General features: G+C 68.9%; 16 protein-coding genes. 8 read left to right on the forward strand and 8 right to left on the reverse strand.

Going from position 1 to position 12,970, the window contains the following annotated elements:
• Positions 1 to 1,063 (forward strand): FAD-binding domain-containing protein (locus tag VB734_RS06685; RefSeq protein ID WP_323243183.1); only part of this gene is annotated, 1,063 nt, incomplete at its 5' end.
• On the opposite strand, the gene VB734_RS06690 is transcribed toward VB734_RS06685, so the two are convergent.
• Both VB734_RS06690 and VB734_RS06695 read right to left on the reverse strand, forming a co-directional pair.
• Entirely contained in the window at positions 1,039 to 2,244 is a 1,206-nt protein-coding gene (locus tag VB734_RS06690) for a DegT/DnrJ/EryC1/StrS family aminotransferase (protein WP_197161653.1), read from the reverse strand. The genes VB734_RS06685 and VB734_RS06690 overlap by 25 nt on opposite strands.
• Positions 2,245 to 2,271: 27 nt before the next feature.
• Entirely contained in the window at positions 2,272 to 2,841 is a 570-nt protein-coding gene (locus VB734_RS06695; protein ID WP_197161656.1) for a thioredoxin family protein, read from the reverse strand.
• 93 nt (positions 2,842 to 2,934) lie between these two features.
• On the opposite strand from VB734_RS06695, the gene VB734_RS06700 reads away from it, so the two are divergent.
• A complete protein-coding gene (locus VB734_RS06700; protein WP_197167334.1) occupies positions 2,935 to 3,504 on the forward strand; it encodes a hypothetical protein in 570 nt (189 codons plus the stop codon).
• Between the two features lie 9 nt (positions 3,505 to 3,513).
• Here VB734_RS06700 and VB734_RS06705 read toward each other — a convergent pair whose 3' ends face one another.
• The 3 genes from VB734_RS06705 to VB734_RS06715 are packed head-to-tail and all read right to left on the reverse strand — an operon-like array spanning position 3,514 to position 5,500.
• Positions 3,514 to 4,182, reverse strand: coding sequence for a 4'-phosphopantetheinyl transferase family protein (locus VB734_RS06705; protein WP_197161658.1), 669 nt, complete (start codon positions 4,180 to 4,182; stop codon positions 3,514 to 3,516).
• Entirely contained in the window at positions 4,179 to 4,628 is a 450-nt protein-coding gene (locus VB734_RS06710) for a hypothetical protein (RefSeq protein WP_197161661.1), read from the reverse strand. The genes VB734_RS06705 and VB734_RS06710 overlap by 4 nt, the downstream gene beginning before the upstream one ends.
• Positions 4,629 to 4,630: 2 nt before the next feature.
• Entirely contained in the window at positions 4,631 to 5,500 is an 870-nt protein-coding gene (locus tag VB734_RS06715; protein ID WP_322782231.1) for an FAD-binding domain-containing protein, read from the reverse strand.
• A gap of 157 nt (positions 5,501 to 5,657) precedes the next feature.
• Here VB734_RS06715 and fabI point away from each other — a divergent pair, with 157 nt between their 5' ends.
• Positions 5,658 to 6,440 carry an enoyl-ACP reductase FabI gene (fabI, locus tag VB734_RS06720; RefSeq protein WP_197161667.1) on the forward strand — a complete coding sequence of 261 codons (783 nt, stop codon included), beginning with the start codon at positions 5,658 to 5,660 and terminating at the stop codon, positions 6,438 to 6,440.
• Here the strand turns inward: fabI and VB734_RS06725 are convergent.
• A complete protein-coding gene (locus VB734_RS06725) occupies positions 6,427 to 7,047 on the reverse strand; it encodes a carbonic anhydrase (protein ID WP_197161670.1) in 621 nt (206 codons plus the stop codon). The two genes, fabI and VB734_RS06725, sit on opposite strands and share 14 nt — an antisense overlap.
• A gap of 86 nt (positions 7,048 to 7,133) precedes the next feature.
• On the opposite strand from VB734_RS06725, the gene hisB reads away from it, so the two are divergent.
• The 3 genes from hisB (at position 7,134) to VB734_RS06740 (ending at position 9,863) form a co-directional block, all read left to right on the forward strand.
• Positions 7,134 to 7,781: an imidazoleglycerol-phosphate dehydratase HisB gene (gene hisB / locus VB734_RS06730; protein WP_197161673.1), complete on the forward strand. Its 648-nt coding sequence runs from the start codon at positions 7,134 to 7,136 to the stop codon at positions 7,779 to 7,781.
• Between the two features lie 61 nt (positions 7,782 to 7,842).
• Complete coding sequence (locus tag VB734_RS06735; RefSeq protein ID WP_322782232.1) at positions 7,843 to 9,375, forward strand: carotenoid oxygenase family protein; 1,533 nt, start codon at positions 7,843 to 7,845, stop codon at positions 9,373 to 9,375.
• Positions 9,372 to 9,863, forward strand: a complete 492-nt coding sequence (locus VB734_RS06740) for a DUF1499 domain-containing protein (RefSeq protein WP_197161679.1) — start codon at positions 9,372 to 9,374, stop codon at positions 9,861 to 9,863. Before VB734_RS06735 ends, VB734_RS06740 begins: the two co-directional genes overlap by 4 nt.
• On the opposite strand, the gene VB734_RS06745 is transcribed toward VB734_RS06740, so the two are convergent.
• Both VB734_RS06745 and VB734_RS06750 read right to left on the reverse strand, forming a co-directional pair.
• On the reverse strand, positions 9,841 to 10,005 hold the full coding sequence (locus tag VB734_RS06745; protein WP_197161682.1) for a Nif11-like leader peptide family RiPP precursor: 165 nt from the start codon (positions 10,003 to 10,005) through the stop codon (positions 9,841 to 9,843). The two genes, VB734_RS06740 and VB734_RS06745, sit on opposite strands and share 23 nt — an antisense overlap.
• A gap of 34 nt (positions 10,006 to 10,039) precedes the next feature.
• Complete coding sequence (locus VB734_RS06750; protein ID WP_322782233.1) at positions 10,040 to 11,155, reverse strand: DUF389 domain-containing protein; 1,116 nt, start codon at positions 11,153 to 11,155, stop codon at positions 10,040 to 10,042.
• Positions 11,156 to 11,316: 161 nt separating this feature from the next.
• Between VB734_RS06750 and VB734_RS06755 the strand changes: the two genes are divergently transcribed.
• Both VB734_RS06755 and VB734_RS06760 read left to right on the forward strand, forming a co-directional pair.
• Positions 11,317 to 12,246 carry a mechanosensitive ion channel family protein gene (locus tag VB734_RS06755; RefSeq protein ID WP_323243184.1) on the forward strand — a complete coding sequence of 310 codons (930 nt, stop codon included), beginning with the start codon at positions 11,317 to 11,319 and terminating at the stop codon, positions 12,244 to 12,246.
• A 48-nt stretch (positions 12,247 to 12,294) separates the two neighbouring features.
• On the forward strand, positions 12,295 to 12,915 hold the full coding sequence (locus tag VB734_RS06760; protein WP_323243185.1) for a hypothetical protein: 621 nt from the start codon (positions 12,295 to 12,297) through the stop codon (positions 12,913 to 12,915).
• The last annotated feature ends 55 nt before the right edge of the window (positions 12,916 to 12,970 follow it).

The following is a 12,970-nucleotide window of genomic DNA, read 5'->3' on the forward strand; positions in this document are numbered from 1 at the left end:
CTACCGGGTCTATGGCCCCTTCTTCCGCTCCTGGCGACGACGGATCGAGCAGGCCGGCTCCGAGGCCTGCGCTCCCGTTGCCGCTCCGGCGGACCTTCTCGATCTCGACCCTGCAGCCCTGCCCCCTGAGCGCCGCCGGCTCTGGGATCAGCTGAGCTGGCTGGAGACGGTGCCCACCCCCGGCGATGGTCTCCCCGGAGCACCCTTCGCGGGCGCCGATCTCTGCCCCTGCCGCCCCGGGGAGGCCGCCGCCGCCGCCCAGCTGGCCGCCTTCGCCGACGGACCCCTTCTGGGCTACGAGCCGGGCCGCAACCTGCCGGCGGAGCCTGGCACCTCAGGTCTGAGCGCGGCGCTCAAATTCGGCACCCTCAGCCCCCGTCAGGCCTGGGCCGCCGCCCAGGAGCAGCGCTCGCGGGCCCGCAGTGAGGAAGAGCTCCAGTCGATCACGGTCTGGGAGCAGGAACTGGCCTGGCGCGAGTTCTACCAGCAGGCCCTGTTCCATTTCCCCGAACTGGCCGAGGGTCCCTACCGCCCCCAGTGGCGCCACTTCCCCTGGGAGAACGACGAGGGCCGTTTCGCCGCCTGGTGCGATGGCCTCACGGGCGTGCCGATCGTGGATGCCGCCATGCGCCAGCTCAGTGACTCCGGCTGGATGCACAACCGCTGCCGCATGATCGTGGCCTCCTTCCTGGTGAAGGATCTGATCGTGGACTGGCGCTGGGGTGAACGCCAGTTCATGCGCCTGCTGGTGGACGGTGATCTGGCGGCCAACAACGGCGGCTGGCAGTGGAGCGCCAGCAGCGGCATGGACCCCAAACCTCTGCGCATCTTCAACCCCTACACCCAGGCGGCCCGCTTCGATCCCGAGGCCACCTACATCCGTCGCTGGTTGCCCGAGCTCTCACATGTGGCCGCTGCCGATCTGATCCGTGGAGAGATCGCTCCCCTGGAGCGCCGGGGCTATCCGGGCCCGATCGTCGATCACAAGCTGCAGCAGGCCCGCTTCAAGGCCCTGCATGCGGCCTCGGTGGCTGCGCCTCAGGAGGCCAGGCTGAGGGGCTGAGCCACCAGCTGCCGCATCACGGCGGTCACGGTGGCCTGCTGGGCGGCGCTCAGTTCCGGGAAGATCGGCAGGCTGAGCACCTCGGCGGTGAGCCGCTCGGTGATCGGCAGGCTGCCGGGGCCGTAGCCCAGCTCCGCGTAGGCCGGCTGGCGGTGGATCGGAATCGGGTAATAGATGATCGTGTTCACGCCGGCTTCGGCCAGGGCCTGCTTCAGCCAGTCGCGGCAGCAGCTCTCCGGCAGGCCATAGGTGGCGCTGTCGCTGGAGGGCACGCAACCGCCGCCGCAGCCGGCCTCGGCCGACGGGCAGCGGGGCACGCGCACCACGAACTGGTTCCAGCTGTGGCCGCTGGGCCCGTCAGCCGGCAGCCTCAGACCCTGCAGATCAGCCAGCTCGCGGCGGTAGTTGGTCGCCAGCTGCCTTCGCTGCTCCACCCAGCCGGCCAGGTGGGGAAGTTTCACGGAGAGCACAGCCGCCTGCATCGCGTCGAGGCGGCTGTTGTATCCAAGCGAGGTGTGCAGGTAGCGGCGCGGCATGCCGTGCACCGCCAGCTCGCGGATGCGGGCGGCCAGCTCAGGATCCCGGCAGGTGACCGCCCCGCCGTCCCCGGCGCCGCCGAGGTTCTTGGTGGGGAAGAAGCTGAAGCAGCCCGCATCGCCCCAGCTGCCCACCGGCCGCCCGGCCCAGCTGGCGCCGGTGGCCTGGGCACAGTCTTCGATCACCAGCAGGCCGTGGGCGGCGGCGATCGCCGTCAGCCGCTCCATGTCCACCGGGCGCCCGAACAGGTGCACCGGCATCAGGGCCCTGGTGGCGGGCGTGATCGCCGCCTCGACCCGCTCGAGATCGATCAGGTAGGTGGACTCCTCCACATCCACGAACACCGGTGTGGCCCCCACGGCGCTGATCGCTTCGGCGGTGGCGAAGAAGCTGAAGGAACTGGTGATCACCTCATCGCCCTCGCCGATGCCCAGACCCCTCAGGGCCAGTACCAGGGCGTCGGTGCCGCTGTTGCAGCCGATGGCGTGGGGGGTGCCCACGGCCTCGGCGAACTGTTGCTCGAAACGGGCAATCGTGGCGCCCCCGATGTACTGCCCGCTGCGCAACACCTGCAGAACGGCGTCTTCGAGGGCCTCACCCAGTTGATGAAGCTGCTCGGTGAGATCGAAGGGGGGCACCTGCATGGCAGCAACCTTAAGCCCCTCCAAGGGTCAGGCCCAGTCGGGCTCCAGGCCCGGGTGCCACTTGATGTTGCAACCGATTGCAGGCTTTTGCCCGCGCTCCGGCGGCCGTCCCGCCAGCACGGAATCAAGGGCCGATCGCAGGTCGGCGCCATCCGCTGGCTGCGTGCCGCCCGGGCGGCTGTCATCGAGCTGGCCTCGGTAGGCCAGGCGCTGCTCCGCATCGAACAGAAACAGATCCGGAGTGCAGGCCGCCCTGAACGCCCGGGCCACGCTCTGGTCCGGGTCGAGCAGGTAGGGGAAGCTCCAGCCGCAGCGGCGGCGCTGCTCCGCCAGTTGCTCCGGCCCGTCCTGAGGATGGGTGATCAGGCTGTTGCTGGCGATCGCCAGGATCGTGACCCGATCGCCGTAGTCGTGATCGATCCGGGTCAGTTCCGCCTCGATGTGCTTCACGAAGGGGCAGTGGGCACAGAGGAACAGCACCAGCAACGGCCTTGGCGGCAGCCCCGTGCTGCTGACCACCTCCCCATCCAGGGTCTCCAGCGCGAAGGCGGGCAGGGGGTGCTCCAGGGGCAGCATCGTCGAGGGAGTCAGTGCCATGGACCGGCCTTCGCTGCAGGGATCGCTGAAGTGATTGTCGCTCCCACGGCCGCGGCGCGCCCGGGGCAGGATCCCCCCACCCGCAACCACCCTTTGGCCCGGCCCCCCCACCGTCCGGCATCAACTCTGGTGGCGTTGCTCGCTCTGGGGGCTCTGGTCGCCGTGGCCGGCTGTGTCCCCGCCGACCGCCGCCCCACCTGGCGCCTCTTTCCCCTGCAGCGGCAGCAGCCTCATGACGGCCTGGCGGTGGTGAGCCAGCCCGATGGCTACGGGCTGCACATCTGGCTCGAAACCGACACCCGCCGTAAGGGTGTCTGCCGTCCGCGCTGGCTGCCGGATCCGGCGCGGCTGTTCAACGGCAACGGCAGCCACCCCTTCAGCTCCGGTCTGGCCAGCCGCGAGGAGTTCTTCGCCGCCGTCGCCCGCCGCGACGTGCGCCGGGCCCTGCGCAGGGAGCTGGAAGCCCTCTGCCTCAGCCGCGCCCCGCGCAGCACCTGGGAGTGGATCGAGCCGCCCCTGAATCCCTCCCAGGTGAAGGTGGAGAAGCTGCCGATGCTGGAGGAGAAGGATCTGCTCACCGATCCCGAAACGATCCGTCAGCAGGAACAGGACCCCGAGCAGAAGAACGCCACCAAGCCGGAGGCGGACGCCGCGACCCCCTGAGCTCAGGGCTCAGAGCAGGGCGAGGCTGCCGGCGTAGCCCTCCGGCAGGTGCAGATCGTGCAGCTCCAGCCCTGGTGGTGGCGGGGCGCCGGCTGCGGCGAGGCCGAGTCCCGTGGCTTTCAGCCCAGCCTCAAGCCGGCACCACTGCTGCAGAAAGCCGCCCAGCTGCTCCTCGGGTGGCAGCGCCAGCAGGGCTTCACAGTCACCGCTGGACAGATGGCGGCGGGCGATCGCCTCCCAGTTGGGGAGCGGCCGCTGCCGCTCCACATCCACCCCCACCGGCCGCTCGGGATGGAGGGCCAGCAGCACCAGAGCGCCCGAATGGGCCAGGTTGAACTGGAGGGTGTCCTGGCTTCCGAGCCCCTCCAGGGCTGGCTTTCCCTGGGGTCCGAGGCAGAAGCGCAACCGGGCGGGCTCCAGCCCCAGAGCCTGTCCCAGCCGCATCCGCAGCAGGCCCCGGCCCAGCAGGAAGCGGTCCTGGTCCTTGGGCTGACGCCAGCGCCGCAGCCGCTGATGCTCGTCGCTGGAGAGCAGTGCCAGCAGCTCCACCCGCCGCGGGGGGGTGAGCCAGGCCAGCCCCGCCAGCCAGACCGTGGCCGGCAGCCCAGGCTGCTCCAGGCGGTGCGGCGCGGCCTGGTCGGGGTCGACGGGGGCGGTGGGGTTGCTGGACTCGATCACGAGGGCTCATCTGGCCCGGCGGGATCCGGCCGCAGCCGGGGCCCGGCCGATCGCCAGTAGCGGCTGAAGCGGCGCAGGTCCACCTCCTGCGGCAGGTCCACGAAGGGTTCGGGCTCCAGCACCTGCAGGGGCAGGGCGGCGGCCACGGTCGCGGCGATGGTCCCCAGCTGGGGGTCCACCCAGGCGCTGGTCACCACCCCATCGGCTTGGTGGCGGGCGGCGAAGGCCAGCACCTCCTCGGCTCCATCGCCCTGGCGGATCGTGACCGGCAGCTCCAGGAGGCACTCGTAGAGGAAGACGATCCGCTTGAGGCTGATCGGTCCGCCGGCGCCCTCCAGCAGCCCCGGCTCGAAGACGAACACGGCCGGCCGGCCCGGATGGGCCAGCAGGGCGGGATTGGCCGGACCCAGGGCCTCGGCGTGGATCCAGAGAACCGGACAGTCCATGCTCAGCTCGTCTCGCCTCTGGCCGACCTGCCTCTGGCCTGCCCCCCGCCTTGCGGCGTGGAGAACAGGCGGGTCTGCAAGGCCTCGTAGCTGTCCTCGAAGGGACAGGCCTCCGCGGCCGGACAGCCCGGGCAATGGCGCCCCGCGCCGAAGCGCTCCAGGTTGGCGCGGTTGAACAGGTAAGGCTTGGAGCTGAAGCTGCTGGCCACCCACTGCCAGCTGAGGTTGTTGCTGGCGGCATCGCCATCGACCAGGTGGCGCAGGAACCAGCGGGCCCCCGCCTGCCAGCGGACCCGCCGCCAGTGCACCACGTAGGCGGCCAGCCACATCCGGGCGTGGTTGTGCAGCCAGCCGGTGTCCATCAGCTGGCGCGCGAAGGCATCGATGCAGGCCAGGCCGCTGCGGCCCTCGCGGATGTCGTCCGGCAGCTCCCAGGCGTAGGCCGCTTCGGGGTGGCCGGTCTTGAGCGGCTCCTGGTTCTCCCAGATGCCATCGCCCAGGCGGATCCAGAGCCGCTGCCAGTAGTCACGCCAGGCCAGCTCCTGCAGCAGCTTCTCGTTCACGGGCCCGGGCCCGGGCCCACGGCCCATCCGATCCAGCACTACATCACGCACCTGAGCCAGGGTCAGAACCCCGTGGCGGATGTAGGGGGAGAGACCGCTCACCGCGCCATCGAGGTGGTTGCGGCTGGCGGCATAGCGCACCGGGTTGAGGGCCGCCAACGCCGCCAGCGCCGGCTCCGAGCCCCCCCGGATCGGGCTGGCTCCGCCTCCGGCCTGGGGAAAGCGGGCCGCCAGCTCCCGCACGAGGGCGTCGCGGACTGGGAACTGGCGCGGCAGATCGTCGCTGCTTCCGGGCCAGCCCAGGGGCACGCCGGCGAGGACTGCGGCGCCGGGTTGATGAGAAGTCGTCGGACCTGGCTGAGGAGTGCTTGATGTCATCGGTGGGTGCGGGCGCTGGTCTGTGGGCGACGGAAGCGGTGGAGGAGAATCGCCCCACTGTTCCTGGCCGGCACTCGGCGCCTTCCCCATGCTCCTCGATCTGCGCGGCAAGAAAGCCCTCGTCACGGGCATCGCCAACAACCGCTCGATCGCCTGGGGGATCGCCCAGCAGCTGGCTGCGGCCGGCTGCGAGCTGGGAGTCACCTATCTGCCCGATGAGAAGGGCCGCTTCGAAGGCAAGGTGCGTGACCTCACCGCGCCGCTGAACCCCACCTTGTTCGAGCCCCTGAATGTGCAGGAGCCGGCCCAGATCGAGGCGGTGTTCGAGCGGGTGAAGGAGCAGTGGGGCTCGATCGATGTGCTCGTGCACTGCCTCGCCTTCGCCGGCAAGGACGAGCTGATCGGCAACTACTCCGACATCAGCCCGGAGGGCTTCGCCAGGGCCCTGGAGGTGAGTGCCTACTCCCTGGCCCCCCTCTGCCGTCACGCCAAGCCCCTGTTCAGTGAGGGCGCCAGCGTGATCACCCTCAGCTATCTGGGCGCCGAGCGGGCGATCCCCAACTACAACGTCATGGGTGTGGCCAAGGCGGCCCTCGAGGCGTCGGTGCGCTATCTGGCCGCCGAGCTGGGCCCCGAGAAGCAGGTGCGGGTGAATGCGATCAGTGCCGGTCCGATCCGCACCCTGGCCAGCTCGGCGATCGGGGGCATTCTCGAGATGATCCACAACGTGGAGGAGAAGGCTCCGCTCAAGCGCACCGTCACCCAGGACGAGGTCGGGGCCACCGCCGCGTTCCTGGCCAGCCCCCTGGCCTCCGGCATCACCGGCCAGGTGATCTACGTGGACGCCGGCTACTGCATCACGGGGATGTGATCAGGGCCTCCGAGCGCATCGGCATCACCGATCCCATCCAGTCGATGCTGGTGGTATGGAGGTTGTAGAAAGCGGCCTCCACCTGGAGGCGGCCGCCGCGCATCAGATCGGTGAGCAGCACGCTGGAGTCGACGAGGTTGCGGGCCGCATTCAGGGTGTGATGGCGGGAGGCCTGCTCCAGGTCGTTGTGGCCGCCGAGGTGGAGCAGTTCCATGCGCAGCTGCCCCACCACCTGGGCCAGGCTCGGAGTGAGCGTCAGCGCCGGGTTCAGGGCCGCCTCCACCGCGCCGCAGCGCTCATGGCCGAGCACCACGATCACGGGCACGCCCAGATGGGCCACGGCGTACTCCAGCGAGGCGATCGCCGCGGTGGTGGAGAGGGTGCCGGCGTTGCGCACCACGAACAGGTCGCCGAAGCCCGTGTCGAACAGCAGTTCCACCGGCACCCGTGAATCGGCGCAGCCCAGCACCGCGGCGGTGGGGTGCTGGCCCGACTCCACCTCGAGCATGCGTTCGCGGCTGCTGTGGGGATGGAGGGATTCACCGTCGAGGAAGCGCCGGTGACCCGCTCGCAGTTCGGCGAGCACCGCCTGGGGACAGTTGTTCAAGCAGCGGCCGGATCGGTGGCGGCGATTGTGGACCGATTCCGGTCTCCGGCTTCGGCATGATTGGTACAGTCCCGCCCTGTTGCCCCGTGTCCTCCCTTCCGGACCTCGATCACGGCAGCAGCGGCGGCCGCAGTGGCAGCGTCCACCGCGTGACCGGTGAAACGGACGTGCGCGTGCGCCTGGGCCTCGATGGCCGTGGCCGCTGCCGGGTGAGCACCGGTGTGCCCTTTCTCGATCACATGCTCCACCAGCTCGCCAGCCACGGCCTGCTCGACCTGGAGATCAGCGCCGAGGGTGACACCCACATCGATGACCACCACACCAACGAGGACGTGGGCATCGCCGTTGGCCAGGCCCTGGCCCAGGCCCTGGGCAGCCGCAAGGGCATCCACCGCTTCGGGCACTTCACCGCGCCCCTGGATGAGGCTCTGGTGCAGGTGGTGCTCGACTGCTCCGGCCGGCCCCATCTCAGCTACGGCCTGGTGATTCCGGGCCAGCGCATCGGCACCTACGACACCGAACTGGTGCGCGAGTTCTTCGTGGCGGTGGTGAACAACTCCGGCCTCACGCTGCACATCCGCCAGCTCGACGGCCTCAATTCCCACCACATCGTGGAGGCCTGCTTCAAGGCCTTCGCCCGGGCCCTGCGCCAGGCGGTGGAGATCGATCCGCGCCGCGCCGGCGAGGTGCCCAGCAGCAAGGGCGTGCTGGAGCAGGCGGGCGCTCTCGGCTGACACGACTCGCGTCGTCACACTCCGTTACGTGATGATGGAGGGACACCAGCGCGAGTGAGCGATGACCATCGCCCCCAGTCGACCCGAACCCGGCAAGGCCGCAGCGGCCTCCCTGCCCGGCTACGACCGCGCCGACTGGGCCAGTGCCTTCCGCAATGTGGGCACGGAACTCACCTCCGTGCCCCTGGCCGCCTCCAGCGGCAGCATCCCGCCGGAGCTCAACGGCAGCCTCTACCGCAACGGTCCTGGGCGCCTGGAGCGCGGCGGCCACTGGGTGCATCACCCCTTTGATGGCGACGGCATGATCACCGCCGTGCGCTTCGAGGGCGGCGAGGCCCTGCTGAGCAACCGTTTCGTGCGCACGGAGGGCTGGCTGGCGGAGGAGAAGGCCGGCAAGGTCCTCTACCGCGGCGTCTTTGGCAGCCAGAAGCCCGGCGGGCCTTTGGCCAATGCCTTCGACCTGCGGCTCAAGAACATCGCCAACACCCACGTGGTGCGGCTGGGCGAGAAGCTGCTGGCCCTCTGGGAGGCCAGCTCGCCCCACAGCCTCGATCCCACCAGCCTCGAAACCGAAGGTGTCGAACTCCTCGGCGGTGCACTTGCCGAGGGTGAGGCCTTCAGCGCCCACCCGCGCTTCGATCCCGGCCACCACGGCCAGGAACGCATGGTGACCTTCGGCGTCAAGGCCGGCCCGCGCAGCACCATCCGCCTGATGGAGTTCGATGCCAGCCCCGGGGCCACCGCGGGCCAGCTGGTGGCCGATCAGAAGCGCAGTTTCAATGGCTTCGCCTTCCTCCACGATTTCGCCATCACCGCGAACTGGGCGGTGTTTCTGCAGAACGCCATGAGCTTCAATCCGCTGGGTTTCGTGCTCGGCTGGAAAGGGGCGGCCCAGTGCCTGGACTCCAAGCCGGGCGAGAGCGGTCAGTTCTGGTTGATCCCCCGCTCCGGCGAGGGCGAGCCACTGCAGGTGAGCGCCCCTGAGGGCTTCGTGTTCCACCACCTCAATGCCTTCGAGGATCCCTCAGCCGGTGCGGCCGGCCAGGTGGTGGTGGATTCGATCTTCTACGACGATTTCCCCTCGATCGGTCCTGGCGTTGATTTCCGCGCCGTCGATTTCGACACCCTGCCGGTCGGCCAGCTCAAGCGCTGCCGCATCGACCTGGCCAGCGGTGAGGTGAGCACGGAACTGCTGGAGGAGCGCTGCTGCGAGTTCGCCATGGTCAACCCCCGGCGGGTGGGTCTTGAGGCCCGCTACGCCTGGATGGCCGTCACCGAGCAGGAGCGGGGCAATGCTCCCCTGCAGGCCATCGAGAAGCTGGATCTGAGCAGCGGCGAGCGCTGTGTCTGGAGCGCCGCTCCCCGCGGATTCGTGAGCGAGCCCGTGATGGTGCCGCGCCCCCGGCAGGGGACGGAAGCCGATCAACCCGCCGAGGACGACGGCTGGATCCTCTGCGTGGTCTGGAACGGGGCGCGCTGCGCCAGCGACCTGGTGATCCTCAACGCCGCCGACCTCTCGGAGCAGGCGGTTCTGCCCATGCCGCTGGCCCTGCCCCACGGCCTGCACGGCAGCTGGGCGGCCGCCGCAGCATGAGAACCGCCCCCTTGCGCCCCCTGAGGCTTCTGGCGCTGCTCGGAGCCCAGCTGCTCGTCTGGCTGTCGCTGCTGGGCCACCCCGGCGCGGCTCAGGCTTCTCTGCTGCATGTTTCCGGTGCGCCGCCCGCGGATCTCGGTCTGCACGAGGGTCGGCTCAGGCCCTGCTCCAGCCCGGCGCACTGCGCTCGCCAGGACTGGCCCCTGGCTGATCCGGCTGCGGCTCTCCAGCAGCTGGCCCTGGAACTGGAGACCACCCCTGGAGTCCAGATCGAAACCAGGGTGGGGTCCCCCCAGCTCAGCTATCTGCATGCCACCGCCGAGAGCCGGCTGTTCGGCTTTGTCGATGATCTGGAACTGGCGCTGGATGACTCCAGGTCCAGCCTTCAGGCGCGCTCGGAATCCCGCCTCGGGGACTCCGACCTGGGTGTGAATGCCCGCCGGCTCGAGGCGCTGCGCCTGAGTCTCAGCCCCGTTGGTGGCGGCTGAGGGTGGCCGCGGAGAACACATGGCCCCTCTCCAGGGCGATGGCGGCCACGGCGCTGGCATCGGCGGCGCTGTCCACCCGCTGGCGCAGGGCGGCATCGGCTTCCACTTCGATCAGGAAGGCACTCAGCTGAGCTTTGGACATCGGTGGTGCCTTTGGTGGTGCGTACCTCTCCTTGCTACTCCGGCGGCGGCGGCGGCGCCACGGGCCGGCTGCCCGCTCCAGGTGCGGCCGGCGGTGGCCTGGGCGGCTCGGGGGCGGTCGTTCCAGCGGGCGGCAGTGGCAACTTTCCGTTCTCGGGCTGGGGATTGGGTGCCGTCTCAGGACCCACCACTTCCACAGCCGAGCGCTCGACCACCAGGCGAAAGCGCAGCCCCTGACGCTCGTTGACCAGCTTCTGCACCGCCGCCACCTGCTTCGGACTGGGCACATCCGGCCGGCTGGCCCTCACCACCACCCGGATCAGGGGGGGATTCTGGTTCCAGTCGATGGTCATCCCATCGAGCTGGGCCTCCTGGCCCAGGGTGACGGTCTCGCGCACCAGCAGGGTCTGGATCGTGTCCTGCAACTGGCGCTGCAGCGTCTGCTGACGGGCCCGGCGCACCAGATCAAGGAAGCTGCTGGTGAGCGGAACCACAAGCACGGCCGTCAGGGCGAGGCTGATCAGGCTGAGCCGGCTGCGGCGCATGTGGTGACGCAGCCCGGGCCCTGATTTGGCCAGCACCACCAGGCAGCCGCTGAGGATGCCCATCAGGTTGGTGAGGTAGAGCAGGCCCGCGCCCAGGGCCAGGCTCCACCTGTCGGCGGAGAGCAGCAGCCCCATCACGCACACCGGTGGCACCAGGGCCACGGCGATGGCCGTTCCAGCCAGCGAGGACACGGCTTCGCTGCGCACCTTGGCGTAGGCGGCGATGCCACCCGCCACCAGGGCGATGCCCAGATCCAGCAGGTTCGGCGACGTGCGCGAGAGCACCTCGTTGCCGAAATCCGGCAAGCCGGCGAGTTTACCCAGCAGCAGCGACAGGGTGACAGTGATCACGGCCCCCACGAACAGGGTCACCAGCCCCTGGATCACCTGGGGCAGGCGACCCCGCAAGATGCCGAAGGCGGTGGCCCGCAGCGGCGTGATCCAGGGGGCGATGATCATGGCCCCGATCACCACCGCGGCACTGTTGGCCAGCAGACCGAGGGTGGCGATCAGGGTGGAGCCGAGGGTGAGCACAACGAACACCTGATCCAGCCGGGCGTCCTGCTGAAATTCGGTGAGCAGCCGCCGCATGCGCTGACGTGGCACCGGGCGCTGTTGCGCTCGGCTGCTCAGACCCGTGGGAAGAAGCGGTGTGATGGCCTGAGCGGATCAGAACTGGCCACCTTAGGCTCATTCTCCAGGCTGATTCGTTGGTCCAGGGGCGAAGCTGGAGCTCTCCTCGTCGTCGGCGTCCGGTGCAAGCGCTGTTGCCCCAGCTGGTCCTGGCTGTTCCCTGGTGGCAGGAACCAGGGATTCAGAAACTGATGGCGGCCCTGGTGGGTCTGGTGCTGATCGTCCTGGCTGTGCGCCTGGCCCAGCACTACATCACCCGCAATCTCAAGGATTCGGACAGCCGCTACTACGGCCGCAAGCTGATCACCTTCGGGGGCTATCTGGCGGCGATCCTGCTGGTGTCGCTCGTCTACCGCGACCGGCTGGTGGGGTTGACGGTGGCGATCGGTGTGGCCAGTGCCGGCATCGCCTTCGCTCTGCAGGAGGTGATCGGCAGTGTCGCCGGCTGGATTGCGATTTCCTTTGGGGGTTTCTACAAGCCAGGAGATCGTGTCCAGCTCGGCGGCATCAAGGGGGATGTCATCGACATCGGCATTCTCAGGACCACCATGATGGAGCTTGGCGAATGGGTCGACTCCGATCTCTACAGCGGTCGGGTGGTGCGAATCGCCAACAGTTTTGTCTTCAAGGAACCTGTCTTCAACTACTCCGGTGACTTCCCTTTCCTCTGGGACGAGATCAAGGTGCCGGTCAAACATGGATGTGATCATCGTCTGGCCCGGACGATTCTCGAGCAGGCGGTGAACGATCTCTATACCGACGAGTTGATGCAGGCCTCCCGCCAGGCCTGGCAGCAGTTGATCCGGCGTTATCTGCTCGAGTCCGCCAGTCTGGAGCCGGCCGTCAGTCTGGTGGTGACCGACAACTGGCTGTCCTTCACCGTGCGCTACATCGTGGATTGCAAACGCAGGCGCATCACCAAAGATCTGCTCTACACCAACATCCTGGACGCGTTCGAGGCCAGTCAGGGTCGGATCGGCATCGCTTCCACCACGGTCCATCTGGTGGAGATTCCCCCGCTCGATGTACGCCTCAACGATGGCAAGGCCCCGGAAAGAAGTTAAGGCGCTGATGCTCAATGAAGAATCGCCAGGGGAGCCTCTCCTGTGGCCATGACGCGCTCAGAATCATCGATTGCGATGGTGGCGATGGCCATGGGGCGAGGGTGTCGTCATGTCGGTATGGTCAGGGTGAGCGGTGTGGGCTTCCGGCGTTTCTGGCCTGGATCCGTCCGGCCGCAACGGCTGCTGGCGCTGCTGCTCGTGCAGTTCGTGCTGCTCGTGCTGCTCGTGCCGGGGCTGCCAGGGCTGGCCAGCGCGCCCATGGCCAGCCCACTGAAGGTGCTTCCTGCCGAAAGCATGCCTGAACACTGCTCCAGCACCCCGGAGTGGGTTCAGCTCGATGGCAGGAAGGTGCTGGAGATCCGCTCGGCTCCAGGCGCTCAGCAACGGACGGCGCTGGCCAGCCGCGGCAGCCGGGCGCTGCAGCTGTGGGCCTCCAACCTCAGCTACCGCCCTGAGCAGATCGTTGTCCGCGACGATCCCCCCTACAGCCTGATCGGCATCCAGCGGGACGGATCCTTCACGGCCAGTCTGGCGGTGGACGATCGCGGAGCGGCCTGCTTCGGGCTCAAACGCCAGCAGCTGGCTGAGCGTTACCGCGACGTACCCGTTCAGGAGTCGGGACAGCTCGCAACGAACATCGGGCTTGCTGAACCCTTGACGGTGGCTTGATTCCTAGTTGCATCTCAGTAAGAGACTCCTTGCGATGACCACCCCACCGGCCGGG

The sequence above is a fragment of the Synechococcus sp. BA-124 BA4 genome (genome assembly GCF_034931165.1).